We start from the raw sequence: 24,096 nt of genomic DNA, 5'->3' as shown, positions 1-24,096 counted from the left end.
CCGTACGGGGGTAGGAGCCTTTGATGGACGGACAGATCTATTCGGCCTTGAACGAGCCGGGCGTCGGCTGGTTCGCGATGATCATCATCGGCCTGCTCGCGGGCTGGATCGCCGAGAGGGTCACCGAGAGCGACCATGGGCTCCTCGGGAACCTGCTCTTCGGTCTTATCGGCGCTTTCGTCGGCAAGTACCTGGCCGAGATCGTCGATATTCCCGTCTTCGGCTTCTTCCGCACGCTGATCGCGGCGACGGTGGGCGCCATCCTCGTGCTGTTCGTCTGGCGGAAGATCCGCACCGGCCGATAGGCCGCCGGAGGGCGGCGCGTCGCGAGGCGTGCCGCTCCCATGTCCTGGCGCCGGGTTCGGTGTCATGCGTCCGGCACGGGGCGGGTGCGTCGGCGCTCCCCTTTCGCAACGGCGGGACGAGGCTTAACTGTGGGGCAACCGGCTCGCGGTTCCGACCGTCGAGTGCAGCCAGCGGAAAGCGAATGGTCGTCGTTCTCAACACTCTCAACCGCGCTCTCGAAAAGCCTCGTCACCCGGAAAAGGTGAAGCGCGCCGAGACGCCCGTGCTGAAGAAGCCGGACTGGATCCGCGTCCGCGCGCCGGGTACGCCCGGCTGGCAGGAAACGGCGAATATCGTCCGCGCCAACGGCCTCGTCACCGTGTGCGAGGAGGCGAGCTGCCCCAACATCGGCGAGTGCTGGCAGAAGAAGCACGCGACGTTCATGATCATGGGCGACACGTGCACGCGCGCCTGCGCGTTCTGCAACGTGCGCACCGGCATGCCCGGGCCGCTCGATCGGGACGAGCCGCAGAAGGTCGCCGATGCCGTGGCCCGGCTCGGGCTCGAGCATGTGGTGGTGACCTCTGTCGACCGTGACGATCTCGCGGACGGCGGCGCCGAGCATTTCGCCCGTACCATCCGCTCCATCCGCGCTACCAGCCCCGGCACGACCATCGAGGTGCTGACACCCGATTTCCTGCGCAAGGATGGCGCGCTGGAGGTGGTGGTCGAGGCGCGTCCCGACGTGTTCAATCACAATCTCGAATGCGTGCCTTCGCTGTACCTCAAGGTGAGGCCCGGCGCGCGCTACTTCCATTCGCTACGCCTACTTCAGCAGGTGAAGGAGCTCGATCCCTCCATCTTCACCAAGTCCGGCATCATGGTCGGTCTCGGCGAGGAGCGGAACGAGGTGCTGCAGCTCATGGACGACCTGCGCTCGGCCGATATCGACTTCATGACCATCGGCCAGTACCTCCAGCCGACGCGCAAGCATCATCCGGTGATGGCCTTCGTGACGCCTGAGGATTTCAAGTCCTACGAGACCATCGCCTATGCGAAGGGCTTCCTCATGGTGTCGTCGAGCCCGCTGACCCGCTCGTCGCATCATGCCGGCGAGGACTTCGCCCGGCTGCGCGCCGCACGCGACGCCAAGCTCGGGACCGCGGTCGCTCCGGCGGTTATCGCCTGAGCGATGCCGGCCTTCCGCAACAAGCGGCGCGTCCGCCATTCGGCGTCGGACATGTTCGATCTGGTGGCGGATGTGGAGCGCTATCCCGAATTCGTGCCGCTCTGCGAGAAGCTGCATGTACGCCGGCGCGTGGCGAGCGGGGAGGGCGTCGACATCCTCGTCGCCGACATGGGCGTCGCCTACAAGATGTTTCGTGAGAGCTTCACCAGCCGCGTCACGCTCGACCGGCCGCGCCTGTCCATCGTGGTGGAATATCTCGATGGGCCGTTCAGCCGGCTGGAGAACCGCTGGACCTTCAAGCTGCTGGAAGAGCGGGCCTCCGAGGTCGACTTCTACATTTCCTACGACTTCCGTTCGCGCACGCTCGGCCTGCTGATGGGGGCGATGTTCGACGCCGCCTTCCGCCGCTTCGCCGAGGCGTTCGAGGTGCGGGCGGACGAGATCTATGGCCGTCAGGATCTCGCGGGCGCCTGAGCGGCCAATTCCGCCAGCATGGCGAGCGCGGTGAGCACGGAGAGCCGGCGCACCCCGGCGCGGTCCTGCCCGGCGAAGACCTCCCGGCGGACCAGGACGTCGCCCTTGTCGTTCGCCGCCGCGAAGTGCACGAGGCCAACCGGCTTTTCCGCCGAACCGCCGCCGGGGCCGGCAATGCCGGTGATCGAAACGCCGAGCGAGGTCCTTGCCGTGCGCAGCAGGCCGGTGACCATCTCGCGGGCCGTCTCCTCGCTCACCGCGCCGTGGGCGGCGAGGGTGGCCGGCGAGACGCCGAGAACCTCGATCTTCGCCTGGTTCGAATAGGTGACGAAGCCCCGGTCCACCACGTCGGAGGAGCCCGCAATGTCGGTCAGGGCTCCGGCGACGAGGCCGCCGGTGCAGGATTCGGCGGTCGACACCGTCAGGTTGCGGGCGCGGCAGAGGTCGAGCACCCGCATCGCCTCGATGTCGATGGCGTCCTGCGCGTCGTTCATGGCGGCCTCCCTGTCCTCAGTCGATCCACGGCAGGCGGACAGTGGCCGCCGCCAGCGCGGCGATGCCCTCGCGGCGTCCGGTGAAGCCGAGTTGCTCGCTGGTCGTCGCCTTCACGCTCACGCGCGCCACCGGGATGTCGACGATGGCGGCGATGCGTTCGCGCATGGCCTCGCGATGCGGGCCGATCTTCGGCGCCTCGCAGACGATGGTGGCGTCGAGATGAGCGATCCTTCCACCCGCCGCGCGCACGAGGTTGGCAGCATGGACGAGAAAGCGGTCCGAGGAGGCGCCTTTCCACTGCGGGTCTGAGGGCGGGAAGTGATGGCCGATATCACCGCTGCCGATGGTGCCGAGCAGCGCGTCAGTCAGCGCGTGCAGCACCACATCGGCGTCGGAGTGGCCGGCGAGCCCCATCGTGTGGGGAATGCGCAGGCCGCCCAGCACTACATGGTCGCCGGGACCGAAGGCGTGCACGTCGAAGCCGGTGGCGGTGCGGACATCGGCGAGGGCGAGCAGGGCGTTGCGTTCCGCGGTCACGAAATCCTCGGGCGTGGTGAGCTTGATGTTGGCCGGGTCTCCCGGAAAGATCGCGACCCTGTGGCCGGCGGCTTCCGCTACTGCGGCATCGTCCGTCAGGTCGCCATTTTCAGCCTGGGCGCGGTGCGCGGCGAGGATGAGTTCGTAGCGGAAGGACTGCGGCGTCTGCACGCCGCGCACCGCGTTGCGATCGGGTCCGGTGGCAACGAAGCCGGGATCGGTGAGGGCCTTCAGCGTATCGACCAGCGCCAGCGCTGGCACGGCGGCGCCATGCGCGGCAGCGGCGGCGACGGCGTCGGCCACCAGCCGCCCGGAGACGAAGGGGCGGGCGGCGTCGTGGATCAGCACGAGATCGGGCGGATCGGCTGCCAGAGCTTCGAGACCCGCGCGCACGGAAGCCTGCCGCGTCGCGCCGCCGGTAACCGGAGGGCGCACATCGGGAAGCCCCTCGGCGACGCTGGCGAAAAGGTCGGCATGCTCGGGCGAGATGACCGGCTGCACGAAGCGGATGCCCGGCTGGCCGACGAAGCGGGCAAGTGTCCGGCGCAGCACGGGCTGGCCGGCTAGCGTGCGGTATTGCTTAGGTAATCCGTCGCCTGCTCTTTGGCCGCGGCCTGCCGCGACCACGATCACGTCCGTGCGCATGTTCGAGTGCATTCCTCCCGGCAGTGACTGCCGCTTCATCAGCGCAGGCTTGCCCCGCAGCCTCGTTTAGCGCAAAAGCGGAGCCTCATTGCAAAAGATTTGGCATAAGCCATACAGAAGGGTTGATGACGGTCGCGTCGTGGCTATTATATAGGCACCGCTGGTCGGGCTCATATAATGTGCATCGAGTGATCACCGCTTGACCCTTTCCTCCCTCGCAACGGCCAACCTGCAGATCGGCACCGTCACAGTGCCGGGGGCGGTCGTGCTCGCGCCCATGGCTGGTATCACCGATGCGCCGATGCGGCGCATGGCGCTGCGCTATGGTGCGAGCCTCGCGGTGTCGGAGATGGTCGCTTCCGGCGCGCTCGAAACCGGCCATGAGGAAACAGTGCTGCGGTCCGAAGGGGCGGGCGTCGCCGTGCATGCGGTGCAACTCGCCGGCAACGAGCCCGCTTCCATGGCGCGCGCAGCCCGCATCGCGGAAGCCGCCGGGGCGGCGATCATCGACATCAACATGGGCTGCCCGGCCAAGCGCGTCACCACGGGCCTTGCCGGCTCGGCGCTGCTGCGCGATCTCGATCTCGCCACCCGCATCATCGAATCGGTGGTCGGCGCGGTCTCGGTTCCGGTGACGTTGAAGACCCGTCTCGGCTGGGACGACGGCGCGCTGGTGGCGCCTGAACTTGCCCGCCGGGCGGAAGAGATCGGCGTCCAGCTCATCACCATTCATGGCCGTACCCGCTGCCAGTTCTATACCGGCCGCGCCGACTGGGCGGCGATCGCCAGGGTGAAGCAGGCGGTGGGCGTTCCCGTGCTCGCCAACGGCGATCTCGTCGATGCCGAGGACGCGCCGGTCATGCTGGCCGCTTCCGGCGCCGATGGGCTGATGATTGGCCGTGGTGCACAGGGGCGTCCCTGGTTCCCTGGACAGGTGATCGAGCGCCTGCGCACCGGCCGGATGCCCGCCGATCCCGCACCGGAGGAGCAGCGCGACGTGTTGCTGGAACTCTACGACGGCTGGCTGGGCCATTACGGGCGGGAACTCGGCATGCGCTGCGCCCGCAAGCACATCGGCTGGTCGCTGGCCGCCGCGGTGGCGAGCGCCGGCCGTGCGCCGGAGATCGCCCAGGGCTGGCGCCAGCGCCTGCTTACGCTTGAAGACCCCGTGCGCGTTGCGGAAGGTATCCGCGACGCGTTCGACGACATCGCATGGAGAGCCGCGGCATGAAGTCGGTCCCCTCGCAACGAACCGGCCAGCGCGCCGGCAGCGCGACCGCCGAAGCCGTGGTGAACGCCCTGCCGCACCCCGTTATCACGGTCGCGGAGGATGATCGGCTGGTGGACGCCAATGTCGCCGCCGAAGCCTTCTTCGAGGCGTCGCTGGCCGTGCTGACGCGCCATCGGCTGCAGGAGTTCGTGCCCTTCGGCAGCCCGATCCTGTCGCTGGTGGAGCAGGTGCGCACGCGCGGCGCCGCGGTGAATGAGTATCGCGTGGATCTGGGCACGCCGCGCAATGGCGGCGAGCGCATCGTCGACATCCATGTCGCGCCGCTGTCGGAAGCGCCGGGCCATGTGGTGATCATGCTTCAGGAGCGGACCATCGCCGACAAGATGGACCGTCAGCTCACCCATCGCGGCGCGGCGCGCTCGGTCACGGCTCTGGCTTCCATGCTGGCCCACGAGATCAAGAACCCGCTGTCGGGCATTCGCGGCGCGGCGCAGCTTCTCGAATTGTCGGCCAGCGACGACGACCGCTCCCTGACCCGGCTGATCACCGACGAGGCCGACCGCATCGTGAAGCTGGTCGACCGCATGGAAGTGTTCTCCGACGAGCGCCCCATCGAGCGTGAGCCGGTCAACATCCACGCGGTGCTGGAGCATGTGCGCACGCTGGCGAGCACCGGCTTCGCGCGCAACATCCGCTTCGTCGAGGAGTACGATCCCTCGCTGCCGCCGGTGCTGGCCAATCGCGACCAACTCGTCCAGGTCTTCCTCAATCTGGTGAAGAATGCCGCTGAAGCCATTGGCGATGCGCCGGACGGCGAGATTCATCTCACCACCGCCTTCCGCCCCGGTGTGCGCCTCATGGTGCCCGGCGCACCGGCCCGTGTCAGCCTGCCGCTGGAGTTCTGCGTGAGGGACAACGGCCCCGGCGTCCCGGAAGACCTCATGCCCCACCTGTTCGACCCCTTCGTCACCACCAAGCCCACCGGCACGGGCCTTGGCCTTGCGCTGGTCGCGAAGATCGTGGGCGACCATGGCGGCATCATCGAATGCGACAGCCAGCCCCGCCGCACGACCTTTCGTGTCCTCATGCCCATGTATCGCGCCAGCCGCGGTAACGAGAAGAGTTGAGAGCCGCCATGCCGACGGGAAGCATTCTGGTCGCCGATGACGATGCCGCCATCCGCACCGTTCTCAATCAGGCGCTGTCGCGGGCGGGCTACGAGGTGCGCTCCTGCGGCAACGCGGCCACCCTCTGGCGCTGGGTCAGCCAGGGAGACGGCGATCTCGTCATCACCGACGTGGTGATGCCGGACGAGAACGCCTTCGATCTCCTCCCGCGTATCAAGAAGGTACGGCCGGACCTGCCGGTCATCGTCATGAGCGCGCAGAACACCTTCATGACGGCGATCCGCGCCTCGGAGAAGGGCGCCTACGAGTACCTGCCCAAGCCCTTCGACCTGAAGGAGCTCATCTCCATCGTCGGCCGCGCCCTGTCCGAGCCGAAGAAGCCCGAGAATGCCCTGAAGACCCTCGGCGAGGATGCCGACAGCATTCCGCTGGTCGGCCGCTCGCCGGCGATGCAGGACATCTACCGTGTGCTGGCGCGGCTGATGCAGACCGATCTCACGGTGATGATCGCGGGCGAGAGCGGTACCGGCAAGGAACTGGTGGCGCGCGCGCTGCACGATTACGGCAAACGCCGCAACGGACCCTTCGTTGCCATCAACATGGCGGCCATCCCGCGCGACCTCATCGAGTCCGAGCTGTTCGGCCACGAGAAAGGGGCCTTCACCGGCGCCAATGCCCGTTCTGCCGGCCGTTTCGAGCAGGCCGAGGGCGGCACGCTGTTCCTCGACGAGATCGGCGACATGCCGATGGAAGCCCAGACGCGCCTGCTGCGCGTTCTCCAGCAGGGCGAGTACACGACCGTCGGCGGCCGCACGCCGATCAAGACCGACGTGCGCATCGTCGCCGCGACCAACAAGGATCTGCGCATCCTCATCCAGCAGGGCCTGTTCCGCGAGGACCTGTTCTTCCGCCTCAACGTCGTGCCGCTGCGCCTGCCGCCGCTGCGCGAGCGGGCCGAGGACGTGCCGGACCTCGCGCGCCACTTCTTCCTGCAGGCCGAGCGCGAGGGGCTGCCGCGCAAGCAGATCGACGCCGCCGCGCTGGACCGCCTCAAGCGCTACCGCTGGCCGGGCAACGTGCGCGAGCTGGAGAACCTGATCCGCCGCCTTGCCGCGCTCTATCCGCAGGAGATCATCACCGCCTCCATCATCGAGGCCGAGCTGTCGACGCCGGTTTCGACCGCGGCGCCGGAGGAGACCGGGCAGGACGAGACGCTCTCCTCCTCGGTGGAGCGCCACCTCAACACCTATTTCGGTGGCTTCGGCGAGAACCTGCCGCCTCCCGGCCTCTATCACCGGATTCTGAAGGACGTGGAATACCCGCTGCTTTCCGCCGCCCTGGCGGCGACGCGCGGGAACCAGATCAAGGCGGCGGAGCTTCTCGGGCTCAATCGCAACACGCTGCGCAAGAAGATCCGGGACCTCGACATCCAGATCATCCGCACCAGCCGCTGATCCGGTTGCTCCATCGCCCCCGTGAATAAAGCGGGGAGGTGGTCGCCAATGTCACATTTTTGCACCAGTGTCATACCACTGCATCAGTGGGGCAGGCTGATTCCCGGCCCGCCGGCATGGTGATGGATGAACGACGCTTCGACTCGCGGGCCGAACAGGGACGACGCGCTGGACCTCGGCGCGATGGGTTTCCGATTCTCCCTCTGGGGGCTCGCGCCGCTGGCGGTGCTGCTGGCGCTCGTCATGGCGCTGGCCAGCTTCATCATCCTCATCGGCATTACGCCGCTGGTGCCCTCGCAGGAAGTGGTCATCACCGTCCTGTGCCTCAACGGCGTGATGTCGCTGGTCCTCATCGGCATCATCGGCCGCGAGGTCTGGCGCATCGTCAAGGCGCGGCGACGGGGCAGGGCGGCCGCGCGGCTGCATGTGCGCATCGTCGGCCTGTTCGGCGTCGTCGCGGTTGTGCCGGCGCTGCTGGTGGCGATCCTCGCCAGCATCACCCTCGACAAGGGCCTCGACCGCTGGTTCTCGGTGCGTACCCGCGCGATCGTCGACAACGCGGTCTCCGTCGCGCAGACCTATGTGCGCGAGCATGCCTATTCGATCCGAGGCGACATTCTCGGCATGGCGCGCGACATGCAGCGTATCCGCCCGCTGTGGGACCAGGACCGCAGCCGCTTCCGGCAGGCGCTGACCGCCCAGTCTGTGGTGCGCGGCCTGCCCGCGGCGATGATCATCGACAAGGATCTCAACATCGTCGACCGGGCGACGCTGCGGGTCGGCCGCGAATTCGTGGTGCCGGCCAACCTCGCGCTCAAGGACGCGACCGAGGAGCAGCCGCTGATCTACCTGCCGGGCGACGCCGACTATGTCGGTGCGGTCATCCCGCTGAAGGAGTTCGGCGATCTCTACCTCTACGTCGCGCGCGCCGTCGATCCACGGGTCATCGACTATCTCAAGGAGACGCAGGCGGCGGTCGTCGACTACCGCAATCTCGAGCAGCAGCGCGTCGGCGTTCAGGTCGCCTTCGCCGTCCTCTACGCGGTGATCTCGCTCACCGTGCTACTGTGCGCGGTGTGGCTGGGCATCCATTTCGCCAACCGGCTGGTGGCCCCCATCCGCCGCCTCATCGGCGCCGCCGATCTCGTCGCCGCCGGCAATCTCTTCGTCGAGGTGCCCGTGCGCCGCACCGAGGGCGACCTGTCGAGCCTTGCCGAGACCTTCAACAAGATGACGCAGGAGCTGCGCACCCAGCGCAACGACCTCGTTCAGGCCCGCGACCAGATCGATACCCGCCGCCGCTTCACCGAAGCGGTGCTGTCGGGCGTTGGCGCGGGTGTAATCGGCCTCGATTCCCTCGGACGCATCTCGATCATCAACCGGCCGGCGGAGAAGTTGCTTGGCGTCGTCGAGGCGGAAGTGCTCGGCAGCGAGCTCGGCACGGTGATTCCAGAGATCTCCTCCTTGCTGGCCGAGGCGATGGAGGCTGGAGAGCGCAGTGTGCAGGGCAATACGACGCTGACCCGCAGTGGCCGCGACCGCGTGATCGCCGTGCGCGTCACCACCGAGCAGTCGCGCGAGGCCGAGCATGGGTGGGTGGTCACGCTCGACGATATCACCGAGCTGGTCGTCGCTCAGCGCACCTCCGCTTGGGCGGACGTGGCGCGCCGCATCGCCCACGAGATCAAGAACCCGCTCACCCCGATCCAGCTCTCGGCCGAGCGGCTGCGCCGGCGGTACGGCAAGGTGATCGAGGGAGACCGCGAGGTCTTCGACCAGTGCACCGAGACGATCATCCGCCAGGTCGGTGATATCGGCCGCATGGTGGACGAGTTTTCCTCCTTCGCGCGCATGCCCAAGCCGGTGGCCGAGGCGCAGGACGTCGGCGAGACGGCGCGGCAGGTGGTCTTCCTCATGCGGGTGGGCAATCCGGACATCGCCATCGACTTCGACGTGCCGGAGAACCCGGTGGTCGCGCGCTTCGACCGCCGGCTGATCTCGCAGGCGCTGACCAACATCATCAAGAACGCCACCGAGGCACTCGGCGCCGTACCGCCTGAGGAACGCATGGAGCCGCCGCGCATTCAGGTGGCGGTCCATGCGGACGAACGGATGGTGACGATCGACGTCATCGACAACGGCAAGGGCCTGCCGACCGAAAACCGGGCGCGGCTTCTGGAACCTTATGTGACAACCCGCGAGAAGGGCACCGGGCTCGGTCTCGCGATCGTGGGGAAGATCATGGAAGAACATGGTGGCGGAATCGAACTCGACGATGCCCCGAACGGACGTGGCGCCTGGATCCGCCTGCGCTTCGCGCGCGACGGGGGCCCCACCGCACACAATGACGGCAACGGCGACGCGGCATCCGCCCGGCTGGCCGGCTGAAGGAGAACGGTTTCATGGCGACCGACATTCTGATCGTCGACGACGAGGCCGACATTCGCGGGCTGGTGGCCGGCATCCTGGAGGATGAGGGCTACAGCGCTCGCACCGCCAAAGACAGCGACGAGGCGCTGGCCGCCATCGAGGCGCGCCGGCCGCATCTGGTCTTCCTGGACATCTGGATCGAGCGCTCGAAGCTCGATGGCCTGCAGCTTCTGGAGGTCATCAGGAAGAACCATCCGGACGTCCCGGTGGTGATGATCTCCGGCCACGGCACCATCGAGACGGCGGTCGCCGCCATCAAGCAGGGCGCCTACGACTTCATCGAGAAGCCGTTCAACTCGGACCGGCTGATCCTCGTGGCCGAGCGCGCGCTGGAGACGCTGCGCCTGAAGCGCGAGGTGCGCGACCTGAAGCAGCGCACCCCGGTAGCGCAGCAGCTAGTCGGCCGCTCCTCGGTGATGAACCAGCTGCGCCAGTCGATCGAGCGCGTGGCTCCGACCAACAGCCGCATCATGATCGTCGGCCCCTCCGGTTCTGGCAAGGAACTGACGGCCCGCATGATCCACGCGGCCTCCTCGCGCGCCGGCGGGCCGTTCGTGGTGATCAACGCCGCGGCGATCACGCCGGAGCGCATGGAGATCGAGCTCTTCGGCATCGAGGGGACGGACGGGCAGGGCCGTCAGGTCGGCGCGCTCGAAGAGGCGCATGGCGGCTCGCTCTTCATCGACGAGATCGCCGACATGCCGCGCGAGACGCAGAATCGCATCCTGCGCGTGCTGGTCGACCAGAATTTCCTTCGGGTGGGCGGGGCGACCCGCGTCTCGGTCGACGTGCGCATCATCTCCTCGACGGCGCGCAATCTGGAGAAGGAGATCGCCGAAGGGCGGTTCCGCGAAGACCTCTATCACCGCCTTGGAGTGGTACCGATCCGTGTGCCCCCGCTGGCCGAGCGTCGCGAGGATGTGCCGGAACTGGTCGAGTTCTTCCTCGAGCACATCTCGCAGGCGACCGGCCTTGCCCGCCGACGCATCGCCGACGACGCGCTTGCCGTGCTCCAGTCGCATGACTGGCCCGGCAATGTGCGCCAGCTGCGCAACAACATCGAGCGGTTGCTGATCCTCGCTTCCGGCGACGCCGAGGCGCTGGTGACGGCGGACATGCTGCCGCCGGATGTCGGCTCGCTTGTGCCCAGCCTGCCGAGCGGCAATGGCGGCGAGCATCTGATGGGCCTGCCGCTGCGCGATGCGCGCGAGGTGTTCGAACGGGAGTATCTGGTTGCCCAGATCAGCCGCTTCGGCGGCAACATATCGCGCACGGCCGAGTTCGTCGGCATGGAACGCTCGGCGCTGCACCGCAAGCTCAAGGCGCTCGGCATCGGCTGAGCGCCTGCTCCTCGCATGATCCATCTCCGGCCGGCTGCGAACCTGCTATAGAGTGAATCGAGCAGGTTGAGCCGAAGGCGCCGGTCGGGCGTTATCGGGCGGGTTCGAGCGGGGTTTTCATGAAGGTCGTCATTTGCGGGGCGGGGCAAGTTGGGTTCGGCATCGCCGAGCGGCTTGCCGCCGAGCAGAACGACGTGTCCATCATCGACACCTCGCCGCGCCTCATCCAGGCGGTGACCGACACGCTCGACGTGCGCGGCTTCGTCGGCCACGGCTCGCATCCCGACGTGCTCGCCCGCGCGGGGCTCGAGGCGGCGGACATGCTGATCGCCGTGACCTTGCACGACGAAGTCAACATGATCGCCTGCCAGGTCGGTCACGCGCTGTTCGATGTGCCGACGAAGATTGCTCGTGTGCGCGCGCAAAGCTATCTGCAGGGCCACTGGCGTGACCTGTTCTCGCGCGATCATCTGCCGATCGACGTCGTGATCTCACCGGAGCTGGAAGTCGGCGAAATGGTGCTGCGTCGCCTCTCTCTGCCGGGGGCGGTCGACACGGTGAGCTTCGGCGACAGCAATGTCGTGGTGGTCGGCGTGCGCTGCCAGGAGGATTGTCCGGTCCTCGACACGCCGCTGCGCCAGCTCACCGACCTGTTCCCGGACCTGCGGGCGGTCGTCGTGGCGGTGAACCGCAACGGCAAGACCTTCGTCCCGCGCTCCACCGACGCGCTGCTCGCCGGTGATCTCGCTTACTTCGTCGCCCAGAGCGATCAGGTCAGCCGCACGCTGTCGATCTTCGGCCACGACGAGCCGCCGGCGCAGCGCATCGTCATTGGCGGTGGCGGCAATATCGGTCTCTACGTCGCGCGGGAGCTGGAACAGCGCAATCCGAAGGCGCGCGTGAAGATCATCGAGGACAGCGCCGAGCGGGCGGAGTCTATCGCTCAGGAGCTGTCGCGTACGGTGGTCCTTCGCGGCAGTGCGCTCGACCGCAGCATTCTGGAGGAGGCCGCAGTCGGCGATGCCGACACGGTGATCGCCGTCACCAATGACGACCGGGTCAACATCCTGTCCTGCCTGCTGTCGCGCGAGCTTGGCGCCAAGCGCATGCTGTCGCTGCTCAACGATCCCGCCTATCCGGCCTTCGCGCGCGGACTGGGCATCGACGCCTATGTGAACCCGCGCCAGATCACCGTCTCCAAGATCCTGCAATATGTCCGCAAGGGCCGCATCCGTGGCGTCCATTCGCTGCTGAACGGCGCGGGCGAGGTAATCGAGGCGGAGGCGCTGGAGACCTCGCCGCTGGTCGGCAAGCCGCTCAAGCAGCTCGACCTGTTCGACGGCATGCGGATCGGCGCGGTGATCCGGGCGGGGAGGGTGCTGCTGCCGCGCGGCGACACCGTCATCCAGGCCCGCGACCGGGTGGTGATGTTCGCCCTCGCCGACAAGGTCAAACGGGTGGAGCAGCTCTTCCGGGTGAGCCTGGAATTCTTCTGAGAGGCGGGACGAGATGATCGCGGTCGTCCGCCACAGCGCGCTCACCGCCGGAGTGATGGCCGGCTTCCTACTGCTCGCCGCGCTGGTCTCGCTGTTCCGCAACGAGCCCGGCGCCGACGTGTTTCTGCTGACGGCGGTGCTCACCGTGTTCGGTGCCGGCGCCATGTATCTGGCGGTGCGCAACCGCGGCGGGCGGCTGGACCGGCTCGCCGCCTACGGGCTGCTCCTCGTCGTGTGGCTTGGCGTTCCCGTCATCGCGGCGGTTCCGATCGCTGCCACCACCTCCCTCGGCCCGATGGCCGCCTGGCTCGAAGCGGTATCGGCCTTCACCACGACAGGTGCCATCCAGATACACGATCTCGACAACGTCCCGCGCGCCACGCTCGGCTGGCTGCTGACGCTGCAATGGGCCGGCGGCCTGCTGACCCTGCTCGGTTTTGTCGCCGTCCTCGGACCGGCGGGGATCGGCGGCCTGCCGGATCGCAGCGCCCGCACGAACCTGCTGGGCGTGACCGAGCAGACCGCGCTCGACGACGCGCTCCGGCTGGTCCTGCCCATCTATCTCGGCGCGACGGTGCTCTGCACGCTGCTGCTGTTCATGACCGGCGTGCACATGTTCGATGCGCTGGGCCTTGCCGGGTCGGCGTTGTCGACGGGTGGCCTGTTGCCCGATCCGGACGGCATCGCCGCCTATGGACACTTCGCGGTGAAGATGGTGCTGATCGTCTTCATGCTGATCGGCGGCACCAGCGTGCTCTGGCATCGTATGCTGCTGTCGCGCCGTTTCCGGCTCGCTTTCGGCCAGTACGAGAACCTCGCGCTGCTCGGCCTGTGCTTTGGCCTGGGCATCATCGCCGCCGCCATCGGCTACCGCACGCCCTACGGCGGCCTCTCCCTGCCCATGGCGCTGGAGGACGGCCTGTTCACGGCGGTCTCGCTGGTGACGACCACCGGCATCGAGCCGCATGGCGGTGCCTTCGCCAGCCTGCCGCTCACCCTCATCATCGCGGTGGTGTTCATCGGCGGCGCGAGCTTCTCCACCGCCGGCGGCATCAAGATCTACCGGGCCGGGATCATGTTCCTGCAGAGCTTCCGCGAGCTTGAGCGGCTGGTCCATCCCAATGCGGTGCGTCCGCGCCGGCTGGGGCAGCAGAACGTGACGCTGCAGATGATGAAGGCGATCTGGATCATGTTCGGCGTCGCCTGCACGGTGATCGCCGCGCTCTCCGCCGCCATCGCGCCGGCCATGCCGAGCTTCGAGGCGGCCTTCGTCTCCATCGTCGCCGCGCTGAGCAATGTCGGCCCCATCTACCCGGTCGGCTGGCAGGAGGGGGTGGTCTGGCCTGAATGGGGCGCTCTGCCGGCCTACGCGCAGATTATACTCGCCCTCGCCATGATTCTCGGCCGGCTGGAGATCCTTGTCGTGCTGGGGCTCGCCAATTTCGCGCTGTGGCGGCGGTGACGCCGCGGGAATGGAACCCTGATGTCGCGCATCGCCTATGTGAATGGACTTTATGTGCCGCACGCCGAAGCGGTCGTGCATGTCGAGGATCGCGGCTATCAGTTCGCCGACGGCGTGTATGAGGTGTGCGAGGTGCGCGGCGGCCACATGGTGGACGAGCGCCGTCACATGGAGCGCCTCGTGCGCTCGCTGAACGAGATTCGTATCCGCCTGCCCATGCCGCTGGCGGCGCTTGGCGTGGTGCTGCGCGAGACGGTGCGGCGCAACCGGGTGCGCAACGGTTTCGTCTACCTGCAGGTCACGCGCGGCGTGGCGCGCCGCGACCACTATTTCCCCGATCCGGAGACGCCGCCGTCCATCGTGGTAACCGCCCGAGCGGCCGATCCCGCCAAGGGCGAGGCGGTGGCGGCACAGGGGATCGCCATCATCACCGTGCCGGACAATCGCTGGGAGCGGGTAGACATCAAGACGGTTGGCCTGCTGCCCAACGTCCTTGCCAAGGAGGCGGCCCGGCAGGCCGGCGCGCGCGAGGCCTGGTTCGTCGACCGCGACGGCAATGTCACGGAAGGCGGCTCCACCAACGCCTGGATCGTGACCGGGGACGGCAAGCTGGTGACCCGCCCGGCGGAGAGCGGCATCCTGCGCGGCATCACACGCACGGTGATAATGGAAGTCGCCGAAAAGCTCCAGCTGCGCGTTGAGGAACGTGCCTTCACCGTCAAGGAGGCGCTCGGCGCGCGTGAGGCGTTCGTGACCTCGGCAACGAACTTCGCCACGCCGGTGGTGCGAATCGACGGCCAGTCCATTGGAGACGGCAAGCCGGGGCCGGTGGCGCGCGCCCTGCGCGAGAACTTTCACAAGGTTGCCGAGATCGCCCGCTGATTCCGGCGAAGGGGTTGGGGGTAAAGCTCCACGCCGACGAAGGGACTTGCCAAGTCGAGCCAACTTGGCGAAAGCTTCTTGCGCGATAGGCATGGTGTGCCATGCTTACGCTGCACGTCTTCATGCATGTCCGCCCCCGGACGGGGCGCAAGGGTGAAGGCGACCGCGCCGACTACGAGCAACAACAAACAAACGGATCAAAAAAACCATGGCCGCGGAACGTTCCCAGAACCTCCAGGACACCTTCCTCAACCACGTCCGCAAGAACAAGACGCCGCTCACCATCTTTCTGGTCAACGGTGTGAAGCTCCAGGGGGTCGTCACCTGGTTCGATAATTTCTGCGTGCTGCTGCGTCGGGACGGCCATTCGCAGCTCGTCTACAAGCACGCCATCTCGACCATCATGCCCGGGCATCCGGTTCAGCTGTTCGAACCGGACGAGACCGGCGAGAAGGGCTGAATTTGGAGCTTAAGGGTTCCCGGCGGTCGCCGGCCGGACGTGATGCCGGCCTTCCACCGGAGCATGGCGCCGATGGCGACGCGACCCGCGTCGTCGTGGTCGTGCCTCATCTCACGCGCCGCGGGGCAGGGGAGGACGACCTCCGCCGTTCGCCCGAGGCGCGGCTCGACGAGGCGGTCGGCCTCGTCCTCGCCATCGATCTCAAGGTGGTGTCCAGCCAGCTGGTCGGCCTTTCCCAGGTGCGTCCCGCGACCTATCTCGGCGGAGGCAAGGTCGAGGAGATTGCCGGCATCGTGAAGGCGGAGGAGGCGGGGCTGGTCTTCGTCGACGCCCCGCTGAGCCCGGTGCAGCAGCGCAACCTCGAAAAGGCGTGGTCTGCCAAGGTCATCGACCGGACAGCTCTCATTCTGGAGATCTTCGGTCAGCGCGCTCGCACCAAGGAGGGCGTGCTGCAGGTCGAGCTCGCCCATCTCAACTACCAGCGCAGCCGTCTGGTCCGGTCCTGGACGCACCTTGAGCGCCAGCGCGGCGGCTTCGGCTTCCTCGGCGGTCCCGGTGAGACGCAGATCGAGGCCGACCGGCGGCTCATCGGCGAGCGCATCGTCAAGATCGAGCGCGAGCTGGAGCAGGTGAAGCGCACCCGCGCGCTGCATCGCGCCAGCCGCAAGAAGGTGCCCTATCCGGTCGTCGCGCTGGTCGGCTACACCAATGCCGGCAAATCGACGCTGTTCAACAGGCTGACCCGTGCCGACGTGATGGCGCAGGACCTGCTCTTCGCCACGCTCGACCCGACGCTGCGCGCGGTTCAGCTGCCCTCCGGCGAGCGGGTGATCCTGTCCGATACCGTCGGCTTCATCTCCGATCTGCCGACGCAACTCGTCGCCGCCTTCCGCGCCACGCTGGAAGAGGTCATCGAGGCCGATCTCATCCTGCATGTGCGTGACATGTCCCATGAGGACGCCGAGGCGCAGGCGCGTGACGTCGAGGCCGTCCTGTCCGATCTCGACATCGATCCGGACGACGATCACCGCCTCATCGAGGTATGGAATAAGATCGACCGTCTGGACGACGAGGGCAAGGCGAGCTTGTTCAACACTGCGTCGCGGCGCGAGGGCGATGCGCGGCCGATCCCCGTCTCGGCACTGACCGGGGAGGGGATGGACGCCCTCCTCGCGGGCATCTCCCAGCGTCTTTCGCGGGAGCGCGTCAGCCTGAGGGTGGATCTCGACGCGACGGATGGCGGCGGATTGAGTTGGCTCTATCGACACAGCGAGGTGCTGGAGCGTCGGGAGGATTCCGACGGAAAGCTGCATCTCGCCGTGCGCGTGCCGCCGGACCGTGCCGAGCATATTGAGCGCCGCTTCGGCGCCCGCCGCATCAAAGGGGCAGGGGGCGGCTGAGCGCGGCCCGGCCCTATTCGTTCGGCGCGGCGTTCGTCTTCGCCGCCTGCCAGAGCGCTTCCATCTCATCGAGGCTCGCTTCGGCTGGGCGCCGGCCTTCGTCGGCCAGCCGGTCCTCGATATAGGCGAAGCGGCGGACGAATTTCTGGTTCGTGCCACGCAGCGCCGCTTCCGGGTCGATATCGAGATGGCGGGCGAGATTGGCGAGCGCGAACAGCAGGTCGCCAATCTCTCCGGCGGCGGCTTCGCGATCTCCGGCAGTGATCTCCGCCTCGACCTCGTCGATCTCCTCGCGGATCTTGTCGAGTACCGGCCGGACATCCGGCCAGTCGAAGCCGACACGGGCGGCCTTGGTCTGGAGCTTCACAGCGCGGGTGAGGGCAGGTGCTCCCACTGGCACGCCATCGAGCGTGCGCCCTCCTTCGGGTTCCGGCGGCAGGCCGTGGCGGGCACGCCGCGCGGTACGCTCGGCCTTCTCCTCGGCCTTGATCTCATCCCAGGCCGCATTGACGGCCGCCACGGCGCGTCCGCGTGCGCCGCCGAAGACGTGCGGATGGCGGCGTATCATCTTCGAGGTGATCGCCAGCACGACATCGCCGAAGTCGAAGGCATCGCGCTCCTGCGCCATCCGCGCGTGGAAGACCACCTGCAGGAGCAAGTCGCCCAGTTCGTCGCACAGATCATCGAGATCATGGCGCGCGATCGCGTCCGCCACCTCATAGGCTTCCTCGATCGTGTACGGCGCGATGGAGGAGAAGTCCTGCTCCAGATCCCAGGGGCAGCCAGTCTCCGGCGTGCGCAATGCCGCCATGATGTCGAGCAGGTGCTGGATGTCACGGGAGGGCCTCAAGTCCGGGTCTCCATGAGTCGCATAAGACATATTATGGAAAACATATCCATGATTTTCGACGCCGTTTGACATGAGCGTTGCGCCCTAACAGGCTGTCAGAGTGTGATTTTCATGCCGTCATAAGCCGGCGTCACGCCTTCCGGAAGTTCGCGCGCCAGCGTACGATAGTCGAGATCTGTGTGCAGGTTGGTCAGAACGGCGCGGCGCGGCTTCAGCCGCTCGATCCAGGCCAGCGCCTCGCTCAGCGAGAAATGCGTCGGATGCGGCGCGATGCGCAGCGCGTCGACGATCCACAGGTCGAGATCGGCGAGATACGCCAGGCTGTCGTCCGGCAGGTCGTGCAGGTCGCTCGAATAAGCGAGTCCGCCGATGCGGAAGCCATAGGACGTGATGGCGCCGTGGTACTGGCGGAACGCCGTCGCCTCGATGACGCCGGCCGGACCATCCACCGCGATCGTGTCGCCGGCCCGGAAACGGTGCTCGGCCAGGATCGGCGGATAGTCGCTGCCGGGCGGCGTCTCGAAGCAGTAACCGAACCGCTGGTGCAGGATCGCCGAGGTCTCCGCATCCACATGCACCGGAATGCGCTTGCGGTGCATGATGGTCAGCGGGCGCAGGTCGTCGATGCCATGCGTGTGGTCGGCATGCTCGTGGGTGAACAGTACGCCGTCGAGCCGGTCGACCTCGGCATCGAGCAATTGCTCACGCAGATCGGGCGAGGTGTCGATCAGCAGGCGCGTCGGCTGCCCGGCATCCGGCTCGAAACGCTCCACCAGCATGGAGCAGCGCCGACGGCGGTTGCGGGGCTCCGCCGGATCGCAGGCGCCCCACCCCTGCCCGACTCGCGGCACCCCGCCGGAGGAGCCGCAGCCGAGGATGGTGAAGGTAAGCGCCATGGCGTGGATGAGCCTTCAGGATGCGCGGGAGAAGAGACGGAAGAAGTTTCCGGTGGTCAGCGCGGCGATGTCCTCGATGGACACGCCGCGCGTCTCCGCGAGTATACGGGCCGTTTCGACGACATAGGAAGGCTCGTTGCGCTTTCCGCGCCAAGGATTGGGCGCGAGATAGGGCGCGTCCGTCTCCACCAGGATGCGGTCGGCCGGCAGCGCAGCGGCGATCTCGCGCAGCGGCGCGCCGGACTTGAAGGTCAGGATGCCGGAAAACGACACGTAGCCGCCCAGCGCCACCGCGCGGCGGGCGAGTTCCGGCCCGGCGGTAAAGCAGTGCAGCACGAAGGCGAACGCGCCCCGGGCGCTTTCCTCCTCGAGGATCGCCGCCACGTCGTCATCCGCCTCGCGGGCGTGGATGACGAGCGGCAGGCCGGTGCGGCGCGCCGCCTCGATATGCAGGCGGAAACCGGCATGCTGCGCCTCGCGCGGCGCCGTATCGTAATGGTAGTCGAGCCCGGCCTCGCCGATGGCGACCACCTTGGGATGGTCCGCCTCGCGCAGCAGTTCGTCGAGCGTGACGTCGGCTTCCTCGCCGGCATTGTGCGGGTGGGTGCCGACGGAGCAGAACACGTCGTCGAAGCGCTCGGCGATCGCCCTCACCTCCCCGGAACGGCGTACGCGGGTGCCGATCGTGACCATGCGGCCGACACCCGCCGCCCGCGCCCGCGCGACGACCGCGTCGAGCTCCGCCGCGAAGTCCGGGAAATCGAGATGGCAATGGCTGTCGACGATCATGCCGGCTCCGAGGCCTCGGGCTCGACATAGCGCGGGAAGACCGGCGCCGGCGCCGGCAGCAGCGTACCGCCCTTGAGCCGGCCGGCGTCACCGAGGCTGGCGAAGCCGCGCGCGTCCGGGGAAAGCGCCAGCAGGTCCAGCAACTTGCCGGCGCTCACCGGAATGAAGGGCTGGGCGAGCAGCGCCACCTGCCGGATCACCTCTGCGGTCGTCCACAGCACGGTGCCGAAGCGTTCCGGGTCGGTCTTGCGCAGCTCCCACGGCGCCGCACCGGCGAAATAGCGGTTGGCGTCGGCCACGACCTGCCAGATCGCGCCGAGCGCGTGATGGATCTGCTGGCCGTCCATTGCCTCGCGCACCCTGGCGCCCATGGCGTCGGCGCTGGCGAGGATTTCCGCGTCGTCGGCCGAGAGCGGGCCGGGCGCCGGCAGCGTGCCGCCGAGGTTCTTGGCGATCATGGACAGCGAGCGCTGCGCCAGGTTGCCCAGGTCGTTGGCGAGGTCGGCATTGGTGCGCGCAACGATGGCCTCGTGGCTGTAGGAGCCGTCCTGGCCGAAGGGAATCTCGCGCAGCAGGAAATAGCGCAGCGCGTCGACGCCGTAGGCCTTGGCGAGATCGAAGGGGTCGATCACGTTGCCGACCGACTTCGACATCTTCTCCCCGCGGTTATGGATGAAGCCGTGGGCGAACACCGTCTTCGGCGGCTCCAGCCCGGCCGACATCAGGAAGGCCGGCCAGTACACGGCATGGAAGCGGATGATGTCCTTGCCGATGACGTGCAGGTTCGCCGGCCAGTAGCGCCTAAAGCTCTCGCTCGCCGTGTCGGGATAGCCGACGCCCGTGATGTAGTTGGTGAGCGCGTCGACCCACACATACATCACATGCTCGGGCGCGTCCGGCACGGGAATGCCCCAGGTGAAGGTCGTGCGGCTGATCGAGAGGTCCTGCAGGCCACCCCTGACGAAGCTCGTCACCTCGTTGCGCCGCACGTCCGGGCGGATGAAGTCCGGGTGAGCGTCATAATAGTCGAGCAGCTTCTGCTGATAGGCCGAGAGGCGGAAGAAATAGCTCTTCTCTTCGGTCCACTCCACCGGCGTGCCCTGCGGGCCGAGACGCACGCCATCGGCGTTCACCGTGGTCTCGTCCTCTGCATAATACGCTTCGTCGCGTACGGAGTACCAGCCGGAATAGGCGCCGAGATAGATGTCGCCGCTTTCCACCATGCGGCGCCAGATTTCCTGCGAGGAGGCGATGTGGTCCTCGTCCGTGGTGCGGATAAAGCGATCGTAATCTACGCCAAGAAGTGCGTCCATCTCCTTGAAGCGTGTAGCATTTTTGGTCGCCCACTCGAACGGCGTCAGCCCCTGCTTCTCGGCCGTCTGCGCCATCTTCAGCCCGTGCTCGTCGGTGCCGGTGAGGAAGAAGACGTCGTAGCCGTCCAGCTTCTTGAAGCGGGCGATGGCGTCGGACGCGATCTTCTCATAGGCGTGGCCGATATGCGGCGAGCCGTTGGGGTAATCGATGGCGGTGGTGATGTAGAAGGCGGGCTTCAAGGTCGCTTCCTGCGGCGTGTCCGGCTTCCGCTCCGGTCAGGGGCGCAGGGCCTCGTTGAGCGACGCGAAGATCCGAAAGACGAGGGTCTTGCGGTCGAGATTGTAGACGTCGGCGTCGACCGCGGCGCGGCGAACCTTCTCCCACACCTCCGGCAGGCGTGCAAGGCGCACGGAGGCGGTCTGGCGGCGGCCCGTGGCGTGGTCGCTGATCCATCTCTCGACGGTGCCGACGAAGCTCTCCAGCGCCCCTCCCCGGTCGCCCTGAAGCCGCTCGCCGAGCGTGTGCAGCGCCTTGGGGTCGATGTCGGGAAGGCCCTCCAGCAGCACGTTGGTCGCGTTGCGCACCGCCAGCCCGTCACCGGAGAGCAGCGCCAATGCCTCGCGCACGCTGCCGCCCGAAGCGTCCGCCGCCTCGGCGAAGCGGTCGCGGTCGAGGTCCGGCATGGTGGGAGCGAGGTTCGCCAGCGCCTCCACCACCTGTTCCCCCGTCAGCGGCCGCAGGTTCACCATGCGGCAGCGCGAGCGTATGGTCGGCAGCAGGCGGCCGGGTGCATGGCTCACCAGCAGGAACAGGGCGCGCGCTGGCGGTTCCTCCAGCGTCTTGAGCAATGCGTTCGCGCCCTGGACGTTCATCTCGTCCAGCGTGTCGACGATGCAGACACGCCAGCCGCCCAGCGCGGCGGTGGAGCCGAAGAAGCTGCGCACCCGCCGCACGGTCTCCGCCGGGATGGTCGCCGGCAGCTTGCCGCTGTCGGAGGGCGTGCGGCGCAACACCAGAAGATCGGGATGGGAGAGGGCCGTGACCTGTCGCGCAGCCGGATGGTCGGGGTCGACGGTGATGGAATGGGCGGGCGCTGCCCCGCCGGAAAGCACGAAGCGCGCGATGGCATAGGCCAGCGTCGCCTTGCCCACGCCTTCGGCACCGCCGAGGAGCAGGGCGTGCGGCAGGCGGCCGGCATCCCATGCGGCGCGCACAAGAGCCTGCGCCTCGTCATGGCCGATGAGGCGCCGGTTCTCCCGCGGTGAGGGTGCCGTGCCGAAGCGGTCGGCCTCCAGGGCTACTTCGCTCACGTGGCGGCACTCCGGCGGCGCGCGACAGGCTTGAGCCGCTGGCGGACCGCGCTCCAGACGGTGCTCGCGACCGTATCCGCATCGCCGCGCGCATCGATCAGCACGCAGCGTTCGGGCTCGGCCTCGGCGAGTTCCCGGAAAGCATCGCGCAGGCTGCGGTGAAAGCTCAGCCCCTCGCTTTCGAAACGGTCGGCCGCGATGCCTGAACGGGCCGTGGCTCGCGCCAGCCCCTCCTCCGCCGGTATGTCGAGGATGATGGTCAGGTCGGGTTTGGTCTCGCCCACCGTCACCGTCTCCAGCGCCGCGATCAGGCGGGGATCGATATTGCCGAGCGCTCCCTGATAGACTCGTGTCGAGTCGGCGAAACGGTCGCAGACCACCCAGGCCCCACGGGCCAGTGCCGGCCGGATCGTCGCGTCGAGATGATCGGCGCGGGCGGCGGCGAACAGGGCGGCCTCGGCCAATGGCCCGAGAGGCTTGGCGGCGCCGGAAAGGATGAGATGGCGGACGATCTCGGCGCCGGTCGAGCCGCCCGGCTCGCGCGTCGCCACGGCGTCGATACCCATGGAGGCGAGACGCTCCTGCAGCCGGCGCACCTGCGTGGACTTGCCGGCGCCCTCCCCGCCTTCGAAGGTGATGAAACGGCCAGGCTTGCGCCGGACGCGCGCCGGCGTTATCTCGGCAGCGGCGTTTGCGGGCGTGTCGATCCTGCGAGGCGGCATGTTCAGCCCGTCAGCTTGGCGTAGCCCTGACGCAGCAGGCTCACGACCAGCTCGTAGGCTCCATCCATCGCCCGCCGCCACAGGGGCCCCTGCGGCACGGTTTCCGCCGCGGCCAGCGGCACGTCCAGCGCGAGCTGATCACCGCGATAGACCTGTAGCCGCGCGAGCACCGCCCCCTTTTCGACCGGAGCGGGAATCGGACCCTCGTAGCGGATGCGCGCGGTGACCTTCTCGTCGCCGGTGCGCGATACCAGCACATAGATCGGTCCCGTACCGACCAGCGGTGCCCCGCCCCGCGCCCCGCCATAGAGCGTTGCCTCGCCGACCACCTGCCCCGACTGGAAGAGCAGGCGCGACTCGAAGGAACGGAAGCCCCATTCGAGCAGCCGGCGGGCATCCTCGGCCCGCTCCTTCTCGGTCTTGGAGCCCATGATGACGACGATCAGCCGCTGACCGTTCTGGATCGCGGAACCGACGAGGTTATAGCCGGCGTCCTTCTGGTAGCCGGTCACGAAGCCGTCCGCGCCAAGGCTCATGCCGAGCAGTGGATTGCGGTTGCTTTGACGGATCTTGCTCCAGAGGAAGTCCGGCTCGCTGTAGATCTTGTAGAGGTCGGGATAGCTGCGGATGATGTGCGCGGCGATCTTCGCCATGTCGCGCGGCGTCGTCTTCTGGGCCGGATCGGCCAGGCCGCTGACATTGACGAAGGACGAGCCCGTGAGGCCGAGGCGCTTGGCCTCCTCGTTCATCTTCACGGTGAAGGCCAGTTCGTTGCCGGCCATGCCCTCGGCGAGCACGATGGCGGCGTCGTTGCCGGAAGGCACGATGGCGCCCCGCAGCAGGTCGCTGACCTTGATCTGGCTGTTCAGGGCCGCGAACATGGTGGCACCGCCAGAAGGCGCCCCGCCCCGCCGCCAGGCGTATTCGCTGACCTTGTATTCGGTATCGGGCGATACTCGCCCCTCGGCGATCTCGCGGAAGACGACCGCCATGGTCATCATCTTAGCGATGCTCGCGGGCGGGCTCGACGTATCCGCCGCGCGCTCGAACAGCACGGAGCCGCTCTCGAAATCGACGAGGATGGCCTGCGGAGAGGCGATGTCCGGCTGCGACTGGGCACGCGCGGGTATGGCAAGGGCAGCGAGGCCGACGACGAGGAGCGCGGCGCAGGCTATCCGGCGGATGATCGGCAGGCCGGACAGGTGCCGGTTGGGGCCTATCATGCTCAGCATGCTCAACAACCCTCCCCCGGCAGAGTTAGCAGCCGGCGGAGGCCGCTGCAATGCGGCTCCTCGGCGGCGGCGTGGC

General features: G+C 67.7%; 22 protein-coding genes. 13 read left to right on the top strand and 9 right to left on the bottom strand.

Features of this window, described 5'->3' with window-relative positions; genetic code table 11:
- The first annotated feature begins 23 nt into the window (after positions 1 to 23).
- The 3 genes from STARVERO_RS06930 (at position 24) to STARVERO_RS06920 (ending at position 1,948) form a co-directional block, all read left to right on the top strand.
- Complete coding sequence (locus STARVERO_RS06930) at positions 24 to 305, top strand: GlsB/YeaQ/YmgE family stress response membrane protein (RefSeq protein WP_144343485.1); 282 nt, start codon at positions 24 to 26, stop codon at positions 303 to 305.
- 182 nt (positions 306 to 487) lie between these two features.
- On the top strand, positions 488 to 1,474 hold the full coding sequence (gene lipA / locus STARVERO_RS06925) for a lipoyl synthase (protein WP_144343486.1): 987 nt from the start codon (positions 488 to 490) through the stop codon (positions 1,472 to 1,474).
- A 3-nt stretch (positions 1,475 to 1,477) separates the two neighbouring features.
- Positions 1,478 to 1,948 carry a type II toxin-antitoxin system RatA family toxin gene (locus STARVERO_RS06920; RefSeq protein ID WP_144343487.1) on the top strand — a complete coding sequence of 157 codons (471 nt, stop codon included), beginning with the start codon at positions 1,478 to 1,480 and terminating at the stop codon, positions 1,946 to 1,948.
- Here STARVERO_RS06920 and STARVERO_RS06915 read toward each other — a convergent pair.
- Together STARVERO_RS06915 and STARVERO_RS06910 are read right to left on the bottom strand one after the other, a co-directional pair.
- Positions 1,927 to 2,442, bottom strand: coding sequence for a CinA family protein (locus STARVERO_RS06915; protein ID WP_159598335.1), 516 nt, complete (start codon positions 2,440 to 2,442; stop codon positions 1,927 to 1,929). The genes STARVERO_RS06920 and STARVERO_RS06915 overlap by 22 nt on opposite strands.
- A 16-nt stretch (positions 2,443 to 2,458) precedes the next feature.
- Positions 2,459 to 3,637 (bottom strand): bifunctional 2-C-methyl-D-erythritol 4-phosphate cytidylyltransferase/2-C-methyl-D-erythritol 2,4-cyclodiphosphate synthase, encoded by a 1,179-nt coding sequence (locus STARVERO_RS06910; RefSeq protein ID WP_159598334.1) that lies wholly within the window; start codon positions 3,635 to 3,637, stop codon positions 2,459 to 2,461.
- 187 nt (positions 3,638 to 3,824) lie between these two features.
- Between STARVERO_RS06910 and dusB the strand changes: the two genes are divergently transcribed.
- The 10 genes from dusB (at position 3,825) to hflX (ending at position 16,907) form a co-directional block, all read left to right on the top strand.
- The gene (gene dusB / locus STARVERO_RS06905; RefSeq protein WP_186291956.1) at positions 3,825 to 4,856 is read left to right on the top strand and encodes a tRNA dihydrouridine synthase DusB; all 1,032 of its coding nucleotides are present in this window, start codon (positions 3,825 to 3,827) and stop codon (positions 4,854 to 4,856) included.
- Positions 4,853 to 5,983, top strand: a complete 1,131-nt coding sequence (locus tag STARVERO_RS06900; protein ID WP_144343490.1) for a two-component system sensor histidine kinase NtrB — start codon at positions 4,853 to 4,855, stop codon at positions 5,981 to 5,983. The genes dusB and STARVERO_RS06900 overlap by 4 nt, the downstream gene beginning before the upstream one ends.
- An 8-nt stretch (positions 5,984 to 5,991) precedes the next feature.
- A complete protein-coding gene (gene ntrC / locus STARVERO_RS06895; RefSeq protein ID WP_144343491.1) occupies positions 5,992 to 7,437 on the top strand; it encodes a nitrogen regulation protein NR(I) in 1,446 nt (481 codons plus the stop codon).
- A gap of 126 nt (positions 7,438 to 7,563) precedes the next feature.
- Positions 7,564 to 9,825 (top strand): sensor histidine kinase NtrY-like, encoded by a 2,262-nt coding sequence (locus STARVERO_RS06890; protein WP_159598333.1) that lies wholly within the window; start codon positions 7,564 to 7,566, stop codon positions 9,823 to 9,825.
- Positions 9,826 to 9,839: 14 nt separating this feature from the next.
- A complete protein-coding gene (ntrX, locus tag STARVERO_RS06885; protein ID WP_144343493.1) occupies positions 9,840 to 11,207 on the top strand; it encodes a nitrogen assimilation response regulator NtrX in 1,368 nt (455 codons plus the stop codon).
- 119 nt (positions 11,208 to 11,326) lie between these two features.
- The gene (gene trkA, locus STARVERO_RS06880) at positions 11,327 to 12,703 is read left to right on the top strand and encodes a Trk system potassium transporter TrkA (protein WP_144343494.1); all 1,377 of its coding nucleotides are present in this window, start codon (positions 11,327 to 11,329) and stop codon (positions 12,701 to 12,703) included.
- Positions 12,704 to 12,716: 13 nt separating this feature from the next.
- Positions 12,717 to 14,165, top strand: coding sequence for a TrkH family potassium uptake protein (locus STARVERO_RS06875; RefSeq protein WP_159598332.1), 1,449 nt, complete (start codon positions 12,717 to 12,719; stop codon positions 14,163 to 14,165).
- A 21-nt stretch (positions 14,166 to 14,186) separates the two neighbouring features.
- Positions 14,187 to 15,047 carry a D-amino-acid transaminase gene (locus tag STARVERO_RS06870; RefSeq protein WP_159598331.1) on the top strand — a complete coding sequence of 287 codons (861 nt, stop codon included), beginning with the start codon at positions 14,187 to 14,189 and terminating at the stop codon, positions 15,045 to 15,047.
- Between the two features lie 208 nt (positions 15,048 to 15,255).
- Positions 15,256 to 15,507 (top strand): RNA chaperone Hfq, encoded by a 252-nt coding sequence (gene hfq, locus STARVERO_RS06865; RefSeq protein ID WP_013166585.1) that lies wholly within the window; start codon positions 15,256 to 15,258, stop codon positions 15,505 to 15,507.
- 2 nt (positions 15,508 to 15,509) lie between these two features.
- The gene (gene hflX, locus STARVERO_RS06860; protein ID WP_422802129.1) at positions 15,510 to 16,907 is read left to right on the top strand and encodes a GTPase HflX; all 1,398 of its coding nucleotides are present in this window, start codon (positions 15,510 to 15,512) and stop codon (positions 16,905 to 16,907) included.
- A 13-nt stretch (positions 16,908 to 16,920) separates the two neighbouring features.
- Here the strand turns inward: hflX and mazG are convergent, their stop codons facing one another.
- From mazG to STARVERO_RS06825, 7 genes are all read right to left on the bottom strand, one after another.
- Positions 16,921 to 17,757, bottom strand: coding sequence for a nucleoside triphosphate pyrophosphohydrolase (mazG, locus tag STARVERO_RS06855; RefSeq protein ID WP_159598330.1), 837 nt, complete (start codon positions 17,755 to 17,757; stop codon positions 16,921 to 16,923).
- Positions 17,758 to 17,852: 95 nt separating this feature from the next.
- Complete coding sequence (locus tag STARVERO_RS06850; protein WP_159598329.1) at positions 17,853 to 18,653, bottom strand: MBL fold metallo-hydrolase; 801 nt, start codon at positions 18,651 to 18,653, stop codon at positions 17,853 to 17,855.
- A 15-nt stretch (positions 18,654 to 18,668) separates the two neighbouring features.
- Entirely contained in the window at positions 18,669 to 19,442 is a 774-nt protein-coding gene (locus tag STARVERO_RS06845) for a TatD family hydrolase (RefSeq protein ID WP_159598328.1), read from the bottom strand.
- Complete coding sequence (metG, locus tag STARVERO_RS06840; RefSeq protein WP_159598327.1) at positions 19,439 to 20,995, bottom strand: methionine--tRNA ligase; 1,557 nt, start codon at positions 20,993 to 20,995, stop codon at positions 19,439 to 19,441. The genes STARVERO_RS06845 and metG overlap by 4 nt, the downstream gene beginning before the upstream one ends.
- Before the next feature lie 36 nt (positions 20,996 to 21,031).
- Entirely contained in the window at positions 21,032 to 22,066 is a 1,035-nt protein-coding gene (locus tag STARVERO_RS06835; RefSeq protein ID WP_159598326.1) for a DNA polymerase III subunit delta', read from the bottom strand.
- Positions 22,063 to 22,788: a dTMP kinase gene (gene tmk / locus STARVERO_RS06830; protein ID WP_159598325.1), complete on the bottom strand. Its 726-nt coding sequence runs from the start codon at positions 22,786 to 22,788 to the stop codon at positions 22,063 to 22,065. The genes STARVERO_RS06835 and tmk overlap by 4 nt, the downstream gene beginning before the upstream one ends.
- Positions 22,789 to 22,790: 2 nt before the next feature.
- Positions 22,791 to 24,020 carry a D-alanyl-D-alanine carboxypeptidase family protein gene (locus tag STARVERO_RS06825; protein ID WP_159598324.1) on the bottom strand — a complete coding sequence of 410 codons (1,230 nt, stop codon included), beginning with the start codon at positions 24,018 to 24,020 and terminating at the stop codon, positions 22,791 to 22,793.
- Positions 24,021 to 24,096 lie beyond the last annotated feature (76 nt).

It is taken from the genome of Starkeya nomas (assembly GCF_902703545.1).
Taxonomy (GTDB): Bacteria; Pseudomonadota; Alphaproteobacteria; order Rhizobiales; family Xanthobacteraceae; genus Ancylobacter; species Ancylobacter moscoviensis.
This window is presented reverse-complemented; position numbering and strand designations above follow the sequence as displayed.

Bases quoted from the DNA above. Each gene is read 5' to 3' on its own strand.
- STARVERO_RS06930 (WP_144343485.1), top strand. From the start codon at position 24: ATGGACGGACAGATCTATTCGGCCTTGAACGAGCCGGGCGTCGGCTGG.
- lipA (WP_144343486.1), top strand. From the start codon at position 488: ATGGTCGTCGTTCTCAACACTCTCAACCGCGCTCTCGAAAAGCCTCGT.
- STARVERO_RS06920 (WP_144343487.1), top strand. From the start codon at position 1,478: ATGCCGGCCTTCCGCAACAAGCGGCGCGTCCGCCATTCGGCGTCGGAC.
- STARVERO_RS06915 (WP_159598335.1), bottom strand. From the start codon at position 2,442: ATGAACGACGCGCAGGACGCCATCGACATCGAGGCGATGCGGGTGCTC.
- STARVERO_RS06910 (WP_159598334.1), bottom strand. From the start codon at position 3,637: ATGCACTCGAACATGCGCACGGACGTGATCGTGGTCGCGGCAGGCCGC.
- STARVERO_RS06900 (WP_144343490.1), top strand. From the start codon at position 4,853: ATGAAGTCGGTCCCCTCGCAACGAACCGGCCAGCGCGCCGGCAGCGCG.
- ntrC (WP_144343491.1), top strand. From the start codon at position 5,992: ATGCCGACGGGAAGCATTCTGGTCGCCGATGACGATGCCGCCATCCGC.
- STARVERO_RS06890 (WP_159598333.1), top strand. From the start codon at position 7,564: ATGAACGACGCTTCGACTCGCGGGCCGAACAGGGACGACGCGCTGGAC.
- ntrX (WP_144343493.1), top strand. From the start codon at position 9,840: ATGGCGACCGACATTCTGATCGTCGACGACGAGGCCGACATTCGCGGG.
- trkA (WP_144343494.1), top strand. From the start codon at position 11,327: ATGAAGGTCGTCATTTGCGGGGCGGGGCAAGTTGGGTTCGGCATCGCC.
- STARVERO_RS06875 (WP_159598332.1), top strand. From the start codon at position 12,717: ATGATCGCGGTCGTCCGCCACAGCGCGCTCACCGCCGGAGTGATGGCC.
- STARVERO_RS06870 (WP_159598331.1), top strand. From the start codon at position 14,187: ATGTCGCGCATCGCCTATGTGAATGGACTTTATGTGCCGCACGCCGAA.
- hfq (WP_013166585.1), top strand. From the start codon at position 15,256: ATGGCCGCGGAACGTTCCCAGAACCTCCAGGACACCTTCCTCAACCAC.
- STARVERO_RS06850 (WP_159598329.1), bottom strand. From the start codon at position 18,653: ATGGCGCTTACCTTCACCATCCTCGGCTGCGGCTCCTCCGGCGGGGTG.
- STARVERO_RS06845 (WP_159598328.1), bottom strand. From the start codon at position 19,442: ATGATCGTCGACAGCCATTGCCATCTCGATTTCCCGGACTTCGCGGCG.
- tmk (WP_159598325.1), bottom strand. From the start codon at position 22,788: ATGCCGCCTCGCAGGATCGACACGCCCGCAAACGCCGCTGCCGAGATA.
- STARVERO_RS06825 (WP_159598324.1), bottom strand. From the start codon at position 24,020: ATGCTGAGCATGATAGGCCCCAACCGGCACCTGTCCGGCCTGCCGATC.